The organism is Vibrio sp. Vb1574 (assembly GCF_033338675.1).
The window spans coordinates 1-17,981 of sequence record NZ_JAWOTC010000006.1 but is presented as its reverse complement, the minus strand read 5'-3'; the positions used below and the strand labels follow the sequence as shown (position 1 = coordinate 17,981).

10 protein-coding genes are annotated in these 17,981 nt (G+C 43.4%); all 10 read right to left on the bottom strand.

Features of this window, described 5'->3' with window-relative positions; translation table 11 throughout:
* Positions 1-36: 36 nt before the first annotated feature.
* Positions 37-1,614, bottom strand: a complete 1,578-nt coding sequence (locus R7O12_RS06360) for a sensor domain-containing diguanylate cyclase (RefSeq protein ID WP_005389121.1) — start codon at positions 1,612-1,614, stop codon at positions 37-39.
* 193 nt (positions 1,615-1,807) lie between these two features.
* Complete coding sequence (locus tag R7O12_RS06355; protein WP_054730877.1) at positions 1,808-2,278, bottom strand: heme-degrading domain-containing protein; 471 nt, start codon at positions 2,276-2,278, stop codon at positions 1,808-1,810.
* A complete protein-coding gene (locus R7O12_RS06350) occupies positions 2,275-3,315 on the bottom strand; it encodes an oxidoreductase (RefSeq protein WP_318125698.1) in 1,041 nt (346 codons plus the stop codon). The genes R7O12_RS06355 and R7O12_RS06350 overlap by 4 nt, the downstream gene beginning before the upstream one ends.
* Before the next feature lie 11 nt (positions 3,316-3,326).
* Positions 3,327-4,100, bottom strand: a complete 774-nt coding sequence (locus tag R7O12_RS06345; protein WP_226083633.1) for a DeoR/GlpR family DNA-binding transcription regulator — start codon at positions 4,098-4,100, stop codon at positions 3,327-3,329.
* Positions 4,101-4,278: 178 nt separating this feature from the next.
* Positions 4,279-5,121, bottom strand: a complete 843-nt coding sequence (locus tag R7O12_RS06340) for a phosphate ABC transporter substrate-binding protein (protein ID WP_318125697.1) — start codon at positions 5,119-5,121, stop codon at positions 4,279-4,281.
* A complete protein-coding gene (locus R7O12_RS06335; RefSeq protein ID WP_137281949.1) occupies positions 5,111-5,731 on the bottom strand; it encodes an OmpA family protein in 621 nt (206 codons plus the stop codon). Before R7O12_RS06335 ends, R7O12_RS06340 begins: the two co-directional genes overlap by 11 nt.
* The gene (locus R7O12_RS06330; RefSeq protein ID WP_318125696.1) at positions 5,724-7,037 is read right to left on the bottom strand and encodes a TolC family outer membrane protein; all 1,314 of its coding nucleotides are present in this window, start codon (positions 7,035-7,037) and stop codon (positions 5,724-5,726) included. Before R7O12_RS06330 ends, R7O12_RS06335 begins: the two co-directional genes overlap by 8 nt.
* A gap of 15 nt (positions 7,038-7,052) precedes the next feature.
* A complete protein-coding gene (locus R7O12_RS06325; protein WP_021033865.1) occupies positions 7,053-8,366 on the bottom strand; it encodes an HlyD family type I secretion periplasmic adaptor subunit in 1,314 nt (437 codons plus the stop codon).
* Positions 8,363-10,534, bottom strand: a complete 2,172-nt coding sequence (locus R7O12_RS06320) for a type I secretion system permease/ATPase (protein WP_318125695.1) — start codon at positions 10,532-10,534, stop codon at positions 8,363-8,365. Before R7O12_RS06320 ends, R7O12_RS06325 begins: the two co-directional genes overlap by 4 nt.
* Positions 10,531-17,981: Ig-like domain-containing protein (locus tag R7O12_RS06315; RefSeq protein WP_411913079.1), on the bottom strand; the 7,451-nt coding region annotated here is incomplete at its 5' end. The genes R7O12_RS06320 and R7O12_RS06315, both read right to left, overlap by 4 nt.

The following is a 17,981-nucleotide window of genomic DNA, read 5'->3' as shown; positions in this document are numbered from 1 at the left end:
ACTGGCTCGTTTTATGTTCAGCATAAAGCGCAATATCTATTGTGCGTCGTCACCCAACTCCGTTCTATTTCTTCCATTATGTTTCGCTTTATACAGTGCATTATCGGCGTCTTTCATTACCGCTTCAATTGGTGTGTCATTGCCTTTCCAGTGAGAAACGCCCAACGAAACCGTGACCTTACCAACCACCTGAAAGTCATGTTGTTCCACGTTGTGTCTAATACGCTCTGCAACATCCATAGCGTGGTTTACGTCTGTTTTTTCCAAAAACATCATAAACTCTTCACCGCCAGAACGACACAGGTGATCATTAGAGCGAGCTTGGTCTTTCATTAACTGCGCAAACTCTCTAAGTAAGTTGTCACCCACGTCATGGCCATAGTTATCGTTTACGCTCTTAAAGTGGTCAATATCTAGCGCCAAAACAGAGAACGCGGTATTTTCCTGCTTAAACAAACCAAGAACTTTATCTAATCCACGTCGATTCAATAATCCAGTCATCGAATCTGTTAATGTATCCAGTTGCAGCTTATCAATGGTTTTTGACACGATACCAAATGCTTTAAGAAAGCTAAGCTTCAAATGTGAGACCTCAAAATACCAAGACTTAACCAGTTTGAGATCATCGATAGAGGATGAATGTTCTTCGACACCTCGCACAGCACCCGCTAACTGCCAAAGTGGTCTAGAAATAAGAAGGGACAAGAACCAAATTAGCAACAAAGTTAATAAACCAATTGGAATCGACTTAAGGAAAACATTCCACATCTGTTCATCTAGCACAGATAACGTCATCGATTTCGGGCGCTGAGCAACAATTCCCCATCCTGATGACTTTACTGGCGCATAACCAGCAAGCATTTCGACGCCGCGAGAGTTAACAATTTCTTTGTTGCCGCTCTGCCCCATCGTCACCGCTTTGATTGCTTCATTATCGTCGATTACTTCACCAACCCTCGATTGATCTGGGTGATAAATCAGAGTGTTACTCTCATCGACAACGTAAAGGAAAGAACCATCTTTGTATGCGTGCTGGCTGAGTAACTCTGCAAGAATATTTTCTTTTTCTAGATAAATAGTGCCGCCGATATAACCTAAATATTCATTAGATTGAGAAAATATAGGGTATGAGATGGTTAACAAGTAATTTCCAGCTGGCGATATAAATGGTTCAGTAACAACCGGTGCTTGAGCGTTTAAAGACTGGCGTTTTCTTTCACCCACTAACCTTACACCTTTCACCTGAAGTGTTTCAGGGGATACAGAAATAATAACCCCTTTTGCATTAACGACAACCACAGAGTTAAATGATTTGGTTTGCGTTCTTAATCTCTCAGCCTCTTTATCAAGAAGCTGAGCGTCATGCATCTTGTCTTTTAGCACGTTCGCACTGTATTTTAGCTGCGACATTGAGCTTTCTATGAAAGAGTCTGTCATTTCAGACATTTTTTGGGCGTAAACACGGTTTGATTCTAACGTGTTATTGATGATGAGATCCCTTTGAACACGATAAATCGAGTAGAATGCGTTGATCAAAGTGACAAGCACACTGAACACACATAGGGTGACAATAAGATTTCTAAGATTGAGTTTTTCTTTTCTTCTAAAAGACATTGCCAATGGCCAACTTTGAAGGCTTTCTATATGAATGAGCGTATAGGTTATATGAAATTGATTTGATTTTCAGGTAGTAAGTTGGGATCAATGTTAATATTTGCTCACATTAAAGAACACTTTATGAGCTAAAAAGAGAATTCAGTAGCACGATAAAGAAACCGTGCTACTTTCATACTTTCATATTTGGCGTTTAAGAGGGTTTTGTCTCTGTCATCGTTTTTAATATATCCACAACTAGCTGATGATCATCTAACTGCGGTAAACCCGATACCGTCACAACCCCAACCAAACCAGACCCAGAAAGCCGAATTGGGAACGCGCCACCATGAGCGCAGTACTCACGAGCATCGAGATGAGGCTGATTTTCGAAATCACGTTGCTTTTGCTTGTTGTACAGAGAAAGATAGTAAGAGCTGTGGCCATACCTTAATACTGAGTTTCGCTTCCTACGGACCCAATCTACATGATCAGCGCAGGTTCCTGCCATCGCGTATTGAAATAGCGTTTGTCCAAAGCCGTAAACCTCAATAGCAACAGCCGCGCCGCAAGCTTCAGCCTCTTCTTTTAGAGCGAGGCCGATAGACCACGCAATATGGTGATTAAATTCCGCCAACTGAAGTTCATGCTCTTGCAGGGCCACGAGTTCAAGCGTCAAACTCATGGTTTCACCTGAATCGTTTTACCCGTTTTACTGCTTTCCAATGCCATCTCAATCAGAGCGATATTCTGTACTGCTTGAGCGGCAGGAACCGGGTTATCAGTGCCCAAACGAATGGCGTCTGCCACACCAACAAAGTAAGCTTGGTACGCGCCTCTCTCCGTTTTGATAGTTTGCGCACCGTCTTCGTCGTAACGGACGCCGTATAACGCCTCATCTTCTTCCGACCAAGCATCGTTTTCCGGCAAACGGCCTTCTTTTAAGTAGCCCTCTTGAGGATCTAATCCGAACTTTTCATATTTAGCTTCCGTACCCAATACTTTGTAACGGAGGTTCGGCTCTGGGCTATACAAGTTTGAATGTAAATGCACAATATGGTCTGGGTAATGAAGCACCAAGTTGTAGTAATCAATCGTCGTCGCGCCCGGACGCATCATTCGACATTGTGCGTCTATCGCATCTGGCAAGCCAAACAACACCAATGCTTGATCGAGAAGATGAGGAGCAAGGTCGAATAGAATACCACCACCATCTTGAGCTAGCTCTCGCCATCGTTGACGAACTTCAGGGCGGTAACGGTCAAAGTGTGACTCAAACAGCTTTATATCACCTAACTTACCTTGTTCGATAAGAGATTTAACCGTGAGAAAATCTCCATCCCAACGTCTATTGTGAAAAACGCTCAGCACTAGACCTTTCTCTTCCGCCAAGGCGATAAGTTCATTACCGTCTTCTATCCGAGTAACAAACGGTTTTTCGACGATGACGTGTTTCCCATTGTTCAACGCATGCTTTGCAAGTTCGTAATGTACGTCATTTGGCGCAGTAATGATTACGAGCTCTGCATCACTATCATCGAGTAAAGTATTCGCATCAGAAAACCACTTAGCATCTGGCCAATCATTTTGAACCGCCTCCTGTTGACGCGAGCTTATCGCGCTCAGCGTTAAATTTGGTAGCGCTTTAATGAAGGGTAAATGAAACGTTTTTGCTGAATATCCGTAACCAATCACAGCGGTTTTTACGGGATCGTAAGCCATTGTAAGATTCCTTATTTCGGTGACACAACAATACATTCAATATCATTGTGATCGAGGAGTTGTTGAAAATCTGATTGAGGGGGATGATCGGTAATAATGATGTCGATCTTTGACAAATCACATACGTGGTGGAAATTGTCGCTACCAATTTTTCGGGATTCACAAACGACGATGACCTGCTGAGCTTGAGCAATCATCGCTTGTTTCAATGTTGCTTCTAACAAACTATTTGTTGTCAGCCCTCGGGATGACAATGCACACACGCCAATGAACGCTTTGTTCACGTGATAATGCTGCATTTGCTGCTCTGCTTGCGCCCCTAAAACTGCTCTGGCATAAGGGTCAAAGTGTCCGCCTAAGAAATGAACGTCCATTGTGTCGTTTGTCTCAGCAGCGGTCAGCACATCAATGCTGTTAGTGACAACGTTGAGCTTGTTTTCTCCACAACGCGCTTTTCCTGCATAGAGTGGGAGCAGAGACAAAATGGTGCTGGTATCAATAACAAGATGGTCGCGCTCATCCAACAACGCTGCGGCAGCTTGAGCTAGTCGATGTTTAACGTCACTCACGGGTCGACTCGCGTATGCCTCGGTATGGGAAGAGATCGGCGCAAGCATGACACCACCTCGTATTCTTTGTAACCCAGGTTGCTGACTCAACTTAACTAAGTCTCGGCGAGCTGAATCTCGCGAGATACCAAAGTACTCACAAACTTCAGACAACGTTACTTTGTTTTGCTGCTCCAGCTTCGCTCTGAGTGCTACGAGTCTTTCTTCTTGTGTCATAACTTAAATGCACTTAAGTGATTTTAAGTGAACTTGCCACAATAATAGAAAAATTACCAACAAAACCACTTACAACCAACTCAATTGACCAAAGGTTAACCAAAGATAAATGAGCAGCAAGGCAAAACTTCCTAGAGCGGTACGTTCACTCAAGCCCACATAGTTAGGCGTATGAAGTTTATTTATACCCGTTTAAAACAACTGGCTCATCTAGCCCTAACTTCACCCTATTTATTTTAATAAGCGCTTTTGGTAGTGGAATAAACCCAGCATTTCGTACCTGTTGTGTATTGTGGTCGGTTGTAAGGAGTTCAAATAGCTTTGATTTTTTGGTCTTCTGATTAGTGTCGAATTGTTTACTTATATAAACGTAATAGACCACGGAAAATGGATAGCGAAGAGAATAGATGCAATCTGTGCTCAAAGAGCATGAGTCATCGTTATGATGAACAGAGAGAGCCTTGTAGCTCGACCACTGTTCTGAGTATTTAAAATCGGAGTATCGCATATAAGCTTTGGCTGACAAGTCGTCGCTTAAAGCCCGTTTCAATCGGTCTTCATCAAGCATTTGAATCGATGATTGACAACCATTAGAGCTCACACCTGGGTTACTTAAACGCATCTCCCCGAAAGCATACGTATTTGCATCACAGCGTTTCAATTCACTAACGGAAACACTATCTACCGTACTCTTTTGACTATTGATTACGACAATAGCGTTTGCCATTAAAAACAAACGTGTAGGCCTGTGGCCTCTTTCTCGTTGAAATCGGGAGATGTTTTCATCTGACCATTTCTTAGATGTGATCGCAATAGAGGTTCCGTCATTTAGCATGTCGTTAAAACCACCAGACTGAGATGCAAGCGCTACATTTACACTTGGCTCATCTATCAATGTTTCTATCGTTTCTAGTATCTCTGGCTCGACAAAAATCGATGTTCGAGCCTCAGAGTCAGCAAATGCCAGCGGTGAAATCAAACATGAAGCTAGAGCAAAGAAAGGCAAGACTTTAATTTTCATAATTCAACTCCAACTTCGAATTAGGTGTCAACTCGCTGTCCGAACTAAATATAGTCCACGCTTGTTCAGTACTTTCAGCTTTCGTGTTTACAACAGCAATTGTGCGCCTTTCCCGTTTTTTTAGTTGTACCGTCAATGCCGTATTCTGATAAAACTCTTGCTCTTCAATTCGATTGTCTTGAATTCCGTTTCTCACTAGCAATTCTCGTATAGCTGCCGTTCTTTTCTTTGCCAACGCTTTGTTGTATTCGAGTGACGCTTCAGGGCTTGTGTCTCCTATCAGTATGACTTGCGCATTTGGGTTACTCTGAAGCAATGCTTTCAACTCGCTTAGCGGCATATCATGAGATGGCGTTACCTGATGCTCATCCATCGCAAAGAAAAAACTGATCAGGTGTGTCTGCGAGTCGTTGACCCAATTCGCACAGCCCTCACTGTCAACAACGACACCTTTTGGCGTATCTGCGCAGTTATCTCGTTGGTTTATCACACCATCACTATCATTGTCTTTAAGGTCGTAGTACTGGTAAGTGGTCAACGTCGTATTCGGTGATTCAGCACAGCCTGCTAACATGAAAACTAGAAGACTCGTAACTGCGAATTTATCCATTATTGTTCTCCTTCCAGTTCTCTGGATACTCAACTCGCAACGCATAAGTCAGAATCCCCATCGAGTTGAATAAACGGTAAGTGGCAACCAAATGATCGTACTTTGTTCGGGTATAGTTCCGTCTCGCAACAAACGTTTCAACTTTGGCATCTAATACATCTAACAAACTGCGTCGCCCTACATTGAACTGCTGGATGTACCCTAATTCAGTTACTTTCGCCGCATCAACGTTGACTTTTAAAAACTCCATTTGCTGTTGAAGCAATGTATGTGCGTCCCATGCCAGCCTTACACCTTCATTCGCATCTAGTTCTGCATTTGCTCGAATAGCCCTCGCCTCCTCTACTCGCCAGGCAGATGACTCCACTCGGGAGTCTGTAGAAAAGCCGTTAAAAAGATCGTAGTTGACCGTCAGCATAACCTTTGCATCTTCGTTAATGCCTTCAATATTATCCACGTTGTCTGTTTTGTTGGCTGACAGCTCAAGCTTGAGCTCTGGGTAGTAATCCCCCTTTTCTCTTTTTACTTCATGTCGAGCCGCCTCTAAATCTTTCATCGCCGACTGTATGGATGGGTGCAACCTAACCGCTTGTTTAAGTGCTTCGTCAAGCTTATTCGGAAGCAATTCCTGCGGGTAAACAGGCTCAACTAAGTTTTGCGGCGCTCGACCAACTAAACGTACAAATCTTGTTCTAGCATCAGAAAGATTGTTTTGGGCGGCAATCAATGATGACTGTGTTGTCGCGACACGCGAAGAAACCTGTGCTAAATCGGAGTTGCTGGTTAAACCTTTTTCTTTTTTATCTAGAATGAAACGGTAGATCTCTTGGTGTTCACTTAAGTTTCTTTCTGTCAGTTTCATCAACTCTCGGGCATGTAAAACGTCCACATACGCTCTGACAGTATCTAATGCGACATTTTCCGCAGATGCCAATAAGCCTAAGCGTTCAGCTTCAGCCCCGTAAGATAGGCGATCAACATCAGCACTTGTTTTAAATCCATCAAATAACAGTTGGGAGATTCTTACGCCCATCTCCGTTCTTTCTAATGTTCTATCTTCACTGTCGATGTAGTTTCCGTTGTTATATCGAGTACCTTCGTACCCTGCTGCTGCATACAAATTAACCTGAGGAAGAAATGAACCATTTATGGCATTTCGGTCTCGTACCATCGACTCATAGCGAGAATAGCGAGCAAGCAAACTGGGGGAGCTATCGAGAGATAACGTAACTGACTCTTCTAAAGTCAAAGCGTTTGGCGACGATGATACTGCAAACAAGACCAATAACGTTGATTTAAGCCGCATCTTATATCCTTATGTCTATCTTTCTCTGAGCGAATTCTCTTTCGCACGTAATATAGGTTTTAACCAATAATTCAGTACTGTTTTTTCTCCTGTAAGAATGTCTACCACAACCTGCATTCCCGGGATGATCGTAAACTTATCATCAACCTTGAAAGTAACGTTGGCACGGTAGTAGGCATTGCCCTCTTCATTTTGAAGTGCATCGGCGCTTACGTAGGTCACTTCTCCTTCTAGGCCTCCGTAAATGACAAAGTCATAGGCAGACAACTTTACCGTTGCCGGCAGGCCAGGCCTTATGAAGGCGATATTCTGAGGAGAAATTCTCGCTTCAACGATTAACGTGCTATTACGAGGGACTATTTCTAAAATAGGCTCACCCGGCTTAACCACACCTCCGATGGTTCTGACAAAAACATCTTTGATGGTTCCATCGACCGGAGAAAGTAACTGCGTTCGATTCAACTGATCCGCAATCGCCTGACGACTTTCATTGAGCTGCGCTAGTTGCGTCACAACTTCATTGAGCTGCCCTTGTGCCTCTGCCCTAAAAGCAAGCGCAGTACCACGATAATCTGCGATGGATTCAGAATACACAGCCCTTTGCTTTTGGGCAGCAGCTTGTGAACTCGCGATGTCTCCTTTGAGCTTTATAACGTCTCTATTCAGTTTTAATAATTCCACTTCAGCCACCGCGCCACTAGAAACCACCTCTCTCAACATATCTCGCTCTTTCGAGACAATAACCAGACTGCTTTTTAGTGTTTGAATGGTATTCAAGGTATCTAGATAAGCTTGCGATTGTTGCTCAATTCGCAATTTAGCCTCCTCCAGCTCAGACTCCAGTTGGCTCAACCGCTCAAGATAGTTTGCTTTGGCATTCAGATAGGCAGAGTGGCCGGTCATCGAAATATCAAATGGCTGAGGCTCGATACTCACTTGTTGTTTCCAATCCAGTTGGAGGCTATTCACTTTTACCGTTTCTAATTCAATTTGAAGCCTCTGCTTTCTGGCGAGCAAAGATTCAACTTGTTCAGAGGTCTCCGAATAGGTCGACTTAAACCTTGTATCATCCAGAATGGCGATGGTTTGCCCCTTAGTGACGCTTTCACCAGGCATGACAAGTAACTCCTTTAGAATGCCTCCCTCTAAGCTCTGAATCGTCTGAACAGACAAAGTAGGAACAACTTTTCCTTCGCCGACAACCACTTCGTCTAACCTCGCCCACGAGGCCCAAATAATCACACTCAGCACTAACGCGGCAGACAACCAAATCAACGTTCTCGAACGGTTTGCTAAATGAGCATTACTCCAACGAACTGTGCTCATCATTGACCTCCTTCGCGTACAATTGATACTGCGCGTACTCTGTTCGTCTTCGCGTTAGACTGTTGTTTAGCAAAAATTTCTTGGGGCGATCCTTCCCTCAAAATTGCGCCTTTATCAAGCACAACAATTCGATCACAAAGCGATAATAAGGAATGTTTATGAGAGCTAATAATCATCGTCGTCGAGTGCGGCAACGATTTAAGAGCATTAAACAACGCATTCTCAGCAGGTTGGTCTAAGGAACTGGTTGGCTCGTCTAAAATTAATGCTGCTGGGTTTCGATAAAAAGCTCTTGAAATCGCTACAGCTTGCCTTTGCCCCCCCGACAAATAACGCCCTCCTTCTCCGACTTGCGTTTCTAGACCATGAGGAAGGCGACTCATGTACTGGTTCAAACCCGATAATTCTATCGCACGGCGTAATCGTTCTTGATCAATAACATGATGTCCTAATACTATGTTTTCCATAATGCTGCCGTATATAAGATGCGAATCTTGGCCAACCCAACCCGTTTTCTCTCTTATCAATTCGGCGGGCCAAAGCTGACTGTCAATGTCATCAAAATAAACGCTACCCTGTAAGGTACTGAGTTGATTGGCAATAATAGAAAGGAGTGTAGACTTTCCTGCTCCTGCACTACCAATAACGCCAACGCGTTCGCCTTGCTTGATAGTAAGATTAATATCTCTCAAACATGGCATATCAACATCTGGGTATTGGAAGCTCACGTTTTCTAAACGTATATTCCCTGTAAATTCGGCAGACGTAATGACCTGACTGCGTTGCACCTCCTGAGGTAAAGACATGATAGAATTTAAGCCTTCAACCGCTGTTTTTGTCTGTTGATAGCGAAGTAACAGCATAGCTAACTGGTTAATCGCCCCTGCAGCACGACCGCTAAGCATGACAATAGCAATGAGCCCCCCCATGCTGAGCAATCCCTCAGAAATTCTGTACACGCCTGTTACAAGTAACATTACGGTAATTATCTGCTGGCTAGATTGAATGGAGTAAGCAACGATATTCGAATAGTTTCGCGATTGATTTTGCCAATCAGAAAGCATGGATACCGTTTGCTCCCAACGCTTTTGTGCTTCTCCCGTAGCGTTATTTTGCTTAATCTCTTTTAAAGAGGACAATGAATCAAACAAGTGAGCTTGTCGCTTCATGGATAGTGCAGCACTTTCCGTATGTGATTGTTCTATTTTTGCTTTTACCGCAAAGCCAAGGATCAGCAGGGTAAACATGACGGCAATAGGTATGAACATCATTGCCCCACCTAGCCAACCTATTAAGACTAAAAATAACAACGTAAATGGGAGATCAACTAAGGTCACAAGAGATGCAGAAGTAAAAAAATCGCGAACACTATCAAAATCTTGTAGTTGTCGAGCGAATGCACCGACTGATGCAGGACGGTGTTCAAGTTTCATCCCCATAACTTTAGAAAAAAGTATCGAAGAAAGCTTGTTATCGATGTACTTACCCGCGGTATCAGTGACAACTCCCCTTGCTTTACGCAATAGCCAATCAAAAATAATGATGACGGAGACACCAGCGACCAAAACCCATAATGTACTGAAAGCTTGATTAGGCACTACACGATCGTAAACGTTCATAGTGAAAAGCGGAATAACTAGCGCTAGCGTATTGATAAGGAAAGAGGCAATCAAAAGATCTCGATACCACGGAGACATTTCTTTCACTACGGCGAAAAGCCAATGTTCATTATAATCCGCTTGAATAGAACTTATCCGTTTGTCCAGCTCTGGACGCATAGAAACTTGCCATGCTTGAGGATGGAATTGATTATGCAGCTCCTCGCTCGTGACGTATTGCGTTTCACCTTGATCTTCACTAAATAACGTGACTTGATAATCGCTGTTATGTCGCTCAGATATAATAGCGGGTTGTAACGTCTTCCTATTGATTACCACCAATGGAAAGCTCAACATTGCGGTGGATTTTAAATCGATTAATGTGAGTTCAAGATCGGCTCGCTCAGCGGCTCTGATGAATAAGTCACTATCCAATCTACCCTCAACAAGAGGTAATCCAGAAAGCACCTTTTTTGTATGGTGTCTAACCTCAAAATAACGCATCAACCAAGTTAACGATTGCCCCCAAGGATCGTTAGTCAGCTCACTTGATGAGGATGAGTGATGCTTCATGACATACCACCTACTAGCAAGTTGTTGTCATCAATCATCTTCTGTAAGACATTTTCTTCGGCTACGCCAGTCGAGTCACCTTTGTAAAGCTGATCGAGAGTGACGCCCTGCATAAGAATCTGTTGTTTTGTCCCCGTCTCTTCTGGTTTTATGTGAAGCGTTACGCCATCATCATTCTCTGTTAAATCGAGCTTATTATCGACTTCTGTTATCGAGGTAGCGGTGATTATCGAGGCGATGTTAATTGTGTCATTATCATCACCAATAACGGATATTTGGAAATCGTTGATCACATCGTACGAGGGCTTTAACTCGTTACCGAGCCCTGAACTGTCAAACTGGAATACATCGCTGCCACTTCCTCCAATAAGCAAATCATTAGCATCTGTCGCAAGTAATGTTTGGCCCCCCTCTTCCACTAAGGCAACATTGACTACCTGAGCAGAACCTTCTGCGACAGTGGCGCCCAGTGTTGCAATCGGTTTTATCGACAACGTAAAATCACTTGCACCGCTAAACCCGCCAACGATGGAAAGATCAGCGACATCCTCTTGATCAACAGCATAAATGCCGTTCAATCTTTCACCATGACTCAACTCTAGATCTGTTGGTAATCCGCGAATCTCCACACTTCCAAACTCTTCGGGTGCAGGGTTGACTAAATTCATGCTCAACCCTAAAGGAATACTCCCAGAAGCTTCAGACACAATAGACTGATAATCGGCCGTTAGTGTTGGCTCATCAGCTTCAGGGGTAACAACAATGGTTAGATCGGTGGTTTGCACATCTCCAAAATCGGTTTCGAGTGTCCCTGACACTATCGCTTGATCAAACGTTCTAACATTGAGAGCAACATCCATCGTTCCAAATGCATCCTTCGGAACGAACTCCAAACCTGACACTTCATTTGCTCGCACTAATACCGTCGCCACGGCATTGCCCGCGTCATCGAAAGTAAAGGATGAGAATTGAGTTCCAATACGAATCCTACCTAAGCCTTCCAATGCAGAGGGTTCAGAGCTTGCTTTGATCAACATCGACGCTTCTATATATTCGTTGCTATTTGTTTCAAAACCGCTCGCTAAAAAGTCAATCGAAATGGAATCACCTTCATCTCCAGTGAACGTGTTAGAGGTTGTATTCAACGATACATCATCGCCAATCGGTTTTACGCCGACGTTGAACTGAGAAGTGGTATAGTTATAGTCGTTTGATCCAGACTCTTGGGTAATAGCTTGCAGTGTTAGTGAAATATCCCCACTAAAATCTAGTGGCGGTAGAAAGTAAACCTTATCAAGTTGTGCTTGAGTTAGCTGCCACTCCTTGCTCTCACCATCCGTTGAACCGTTATCAGGGAGTAATTCGAACGTCCCATTATTGTCCCAAACCAACACGGCTCCGTCTGGCACTCCTGTCATGACCAAAGACATCGACTCAGAACCATCTTGATCGATTAATGATGCAGATAAGTTTCCTAAATAAATATAATTATCTTCATTACCAACTACGTCTTCTGTTTCCAGAACCGCTTTATCAACCACTGGGGCAATGGTAACGGTAACTTCTGTTGATTTAGTTTGAGTATCTTTCGCACTGTCAGTACTTAAACAACTTCCCGTGACTTCATCAGTAATGTTTACGTCAACGGAAATAACAAGCTCTCCACTGTAGTTTTCAGGTGGGATTAGCTGAATTTCGTTTAGACGCGTAACATCTGTCACTACCCATGTTCCATCACCGTTGTCAATGAGTAGGCTCGGGTCCACGGCAGTAAACCGCGCATTCTCGTCAGACACAGATAAAGAAACCCAATTGACACTTTCAAGGCCAGTCGCTGCGTCACCTTCTCCAGTAATGGACTGCATTGGCCCTTCACTATCGCCCAATACAAGAGCAAGATTCAGGTTGGTTATAGTATCTTCTTGAACCGTAACTTGGCTTGGTGCTATCGCGATATCATCGACAGCAGGAGAGATTTGTACCGTAATGGTCTGAGAGGTTGTTTTCGAGTCACCATCGCATGGGGCCGTTTCTGTCACTTCTAAATTGAAAGTAATGCAACCAGCAAAGTCCTCATCCACGCCAGTAAGCGTCAAGGAAGACAATCCAGCGCTAGAAATTGAATAACCCAACAGATTGCCCGCATTATCATAAGCAGGTATCACACCTTCGCCAGTAAGCTCGACTCCTTCAGGTAAAGAATCTGCGGCGACAAAGAAGGAAACTAAGTTACCATCACTACTCGCTACATCAGGGTTTAAAAACGCCCCAATTGAGACATCTTCACCTTCTTTACCTACAATATCCCCACTTTGAACGCTTCCTGGTTCACCAGGATCAGCACACTGGTCTCCATCTCCTTCATGGCCAGTAATTTGAATTTGGAACTGACCTGTGATGTATTGAGCATCCGTTCCATCTCGAACATACGCTAACACATTCACATCAAGTATCTCTGTATTAGATGGGCTATAAATCGATGCGCCAGCAAGCAAATCTTGAGCGGTTTCCAACACGCTATCACTTGTGATTCCTTCCATTGGAATCAGCCAGTTCCCATCGGCATCTTGAGAAGCACCATTCGGATGAGTAACAATGAGGTCTTGGCCCTGCGGTATCTGTAAAACGATGTAATCGAGATACTCTGAACCATCAATATCCGCTTCTGTAAATGTAATGCCTCCACTCACGTCAACAGCAGACCCATCCGTACTTGTGAATACTTCAGTCGCGCCTTCTAAACGTGTTTTGTCAATATCTTCATTACCAATATCCACTTTTCCAGAAACCACGACGCTCAAAGAACCGTTGATTGCCTTTACATCAGTCTCCAGCGTAGGAGACGTGTCTGTCACTTCGTACTGAACTTCCAGGCTAAACGTCCCACTTAGGTCTTCATTAGCTTTTACAGTGATTCGTCCACTGTTTAACAACTCAGATAATGTTGCCGAGCTACCATCGAGTAGTTCATTGAGTTCTAACGGTAAATTACTTTCCTCTACTGCATTACCATCAAAGTAAAGTGTTAAGCCATCTGGAATGGATACAATGGTGTATCCTGTCAAGGACTCACTAGAATCTATATCTTGATTAACGACAGGCTCAAGATTTAGTGTGATGAAATTGTCCTCAATACCATTGCTTTGTAATTCTTGACCGTCAGTTTGATCAACAATAGGTGAGATTTCCATTTCCACTTTAAGAGGGGTTTCAGCAGAATCACCATCCGGCTCTGTTGAAACGACGATAACATCCATGCTCAGTGTTCCACTAAAATCTTGCTCTGTTTTGAGGTAAGTGTTTTCAAGAACAGCGTTTGAGACCTGATAAACTGGCCCCGTTATTGGGTCCACGTAAGCAATTGGAAGAACAATAGGGTCACCATTTACATCTGTCAGTTGTGTTCCCACAGGGATGTTCTGAAGCAAGATATTAATTTCTTCTGATAGATCGTCGTCTGATGTCTGGATGATAAAATCCAGTTGTATCAGGTTATCTTCGTCTAACGTAGAGAGATTACTAATTACTTTAGTCGCTTGATCATATTGCCAATTCCCCTGTCCACCATCTAGAACAATTGGTTCATCGACCACGCCTTTTAGCTTAATGTCAATGGTTGCAGATTGGCTCTCGGCGGTTTCATTAAGAGGTGCTAAGTCATCAATAGTCGACTCTGTTGAAATGGCGGTTACTTGAAGGGATAGAGATTCAGTAAATGAGCTGATATCCGATTTTGGTTGAAGTAACGCCTCCGAATTGGCTAGAGCATTGGAGGTCACTAGGTAGGTATTAATACCGATAAGCGTAATCCCAGCTCCGACAGGCAATGTCCAACCATCTTGAACTTCTATGCGATAAGACAGAGACTCCGAGCCATCTGTGTCAGTGAGCCGCCCTAAGATGTACTCTTTTAAGTCAATCGCTTGGTCTTCAAGCCCCTGAATGTTTTTAACGGTCAGCGCAGGCACATCGGCATCTGGAGATATATCGATAACAACTTGCTCAGTGATCTCCGCTGTTTTATCTTGCTCATCGGCAAACACACTACCCGACTCAGTCGTTACTGCCGTTACATCAAAAGTAAATCTTCCGGCTAAGTTTTCGTTAGATGTGATTTCAATTTGATCTAACTCGGATTGGCTATACGATTTCCCTTCCTCAATAGCACTTCCGTTAAGTGTTAATATAAGTCCATCTGGAATATTCGAAACTTGGTAGTGGAGCGTTTCAGAACCGTCTTGGTCAAACTTTTCAGCGACAATATTGAGCGAAAGTGATTCAGCGGAATCTTCAACACTTTGATAAGAAAAGTCCGAATCATTAGACCACTCTGGCAAATCTGCAACCGGTAAGACGTTAACATTTAACGTGTTATTGCCTTGTAATACAAAACCATCTGGTTCGACATCAGATACGATTAATGCAGACACTGCTAACGAAACTTTGATAGTGTTGCCCGACAGGTTTAGCGCTGGTTGATAAGTGAGATCACCATTTGGAACGGTGAATATACCCACCCCCATTAGCTCTGTACCAGAAAGACTAATAAATCCGTCATTATCATCATCTTCAAGGCGCACTCCGTCTAAAAACAGAGCCCCTCCTTGTAGAGATTCAACAGAGATCCTTATCGCTTCAACACGCTCATTATTCTCCGTATCCCCAGGAGAAACTCTAATCGGTAACGCGACTGGCGTGGGGTCTCCACTATTATTCGCGCCATTATCTTCTAACGTATCTACATTAACGGTTCGAATAAAGCCCCTGGCATCATCAAGAATTAATTGAGCTTCACTGCTTGCTTGGTCACCGTCTGCATCCGTCACAGTTATCGTTAGATCATCAAGCAAACCACCTACAGGCGTATTAACAATAAGCTCGGTAGTTAGCGTAAATGTCCCATCTTGAGCAATAGTCAGCGTTCCATATTTTAAGTTACCATCACTACTATTGATTAAATCGATGGTCCAAGCATCATTGCTAAATACCGAACTCGCCGTATCGTATGTTTCACCTGCATAGGTCAAACTTGAAATCAACGTGCCATCTGAACTGATTAAGTCGGCATTATTGCTAAACCAGTTTCCCGAAAACTCATCCCCCTCGGTAAGTTCAATTTCTATTGGTGAGCTTGTGTCTTCAGGGATATCATCTACTACACTAACGGTATATGTCTCAGCTTCAGACTGGTCGCCATCCTTATCAACGGCATAAATTGAAAAACTGAGTTCTAATGTGTTCTCGTCCGCTGGAACACCGTCAGGTTCATCGTGTTCAAGTGCACGGTATAGATCAAACTCGACAGTCCCATCGGTATTAAATCTAATTCTAAAGACGTCTTGCTCGCTTTCATCTCTTGCATATAACCAACCATTCGAGTCCGGTGAATCAAGCGAAACCAAGCTACCACTACTTGTTTTATAGCCGAGCACATTGAACATATCGATATTCACGTTCACACTGGCGATAGAGTCTGAACCTTGTAATAGCGTAATGGATGGTGACGAGCCCTCGATGCCAGAATCAAGCGAATCATCATTCAACCCACTTTCATTGACTGTGATTCCCTCTGTAATTACTAGTTCCGGAAACAAGCCATCATAGACCAGTATGTTGGACTCCGTAGAGATCTCGCTTCCATCAGAATCTCTCGCCACGATGGGCATAGAGATCGACAATTGCGTCCCATCACCTAAAACATGGTCAAGCGAGTGATAAAGCTCTACAGTTACATTAACGGTAGACGTATCATTTGATGGCAAAGAGAAGTCACTAGGTAACGTGACCCTAAATATAACGTCTCCAGTGTCAGAAATTGCGTCAAAGCTTCCATCATTGTTATCGTACCAAGTGACAGCCTCTCCGTTATAAGTAACAGCATCACCAAGTGTAGTTTTGACAGTATCTCCATCATTTATGTCAACACCCAGATACACAATCGGATCGAATGATGACGTAACTATCACATCCGTATTCGCTATGGCTGAAACACCATCAGGAGCAATGTTTGTATCGACAGGTGTTTCGGTCAACTCGACATTGCCACTATTGATTAGCGCTTGTCCATTGTCGTTATCTATCACATTAATGTCTAAAACGACCGACGTGTTATCTTGGTCTGAGTCCATTGCAGTAACAACGAGAGGTACGTTTGGATCAGTATTTTCTTGTTGGTCGAGAGCCTGAAAAAGCTCAAAGGAGTAGGTAATGTCGCCATTTGCATCAATAGGTAATGAAGCATTGAGGATAGCTTGAAAGATGGGAATCTGAGTTTGCCCATCTTCGTCAAGAATATAACCATCAAGTGTTTTGCCATCCGCAGAGACTTGATAAAGCACAACTTGTTCACCACTCGTCAACAAGGGTTGTTCAGAGACGATGAACGACAAAGATTCGAGGTAATCGCTGCCAACCTCAACTTGAAAATTCCCTGAGCTCAACACACCTCCATTTGCGAGATCAGATTCTTTTACTTCTACCCCATTCAAATTATTTAAAGTTGGGTCTGCGCCATCCTTTAGAACATAGTCAATTTCATTCTCTACAAGCGGTGTGGCATCTAAATCTACGCCACCAATGGTCAACGGGAAAGTGACCGTATCACTGCTATTGAATTGATCGATAGGGTGCTCAAGAGTAAGCGAAATTGAAGCTAATACATCGTTACCCGATTCAACGCCACTCAATGTTAACGTAAATACAGTGACACCATTGGCAAATGCTGTAATTTGCTTTCCACTAGAGCTTAACGTGTAGCTAAGCTCATTATCAGAGACTGAGCTTGTAAGCCCTAATGCTTCTAACTTAGTAATAGATGACCCACCGAAATACAAACTACTCGGATCCGGATTGTCAGATCCCGCGACAATATTAACAGTTCCTTCAAAGTTCAATATCGGGCCATCCAAAGGGACTTCTGTTACGTCTATAGTCGCATTGCCTACGTAACCTGCTTGTCCATCACTAATATCAATCGTCGCGTTAGCCAAGCCATAGTCTTGGGAGTCATCTGCAGCTAAATAGCTGAAAGAAACACTTTGCTCGACCGAATGATCTAGGTTTCGACCTGCATCAAACTGCCAAGAGCCATCAGAAAATACGGTTAATTCGCCTTTTTCTAAACTAAAACTTACGGATCCCCCCTCTAGAATTGACTTCTGCTCCCCGCCAGCCTCTACAAATTTCACATAAAGTGTTCCATCAAGATCAATATCATTTTCAAGTAGATTGCCCGTAATTGTTTGATCTTCTACGACTGAGTATGTGTCATCTCTAATCACCGGATCAGAGTCATAAATAGTAATCGTTAACGGTGCCACAACCGTCTCTTGTGTACCGTCAGCATCACTTTGAATGCTTTCAACCAATACGTTAGTCACCAGCTCATCTTGACCTACACCATGATCAATCGCTTCATAAAAAGTAATTTGAACCGTACCATCATCAT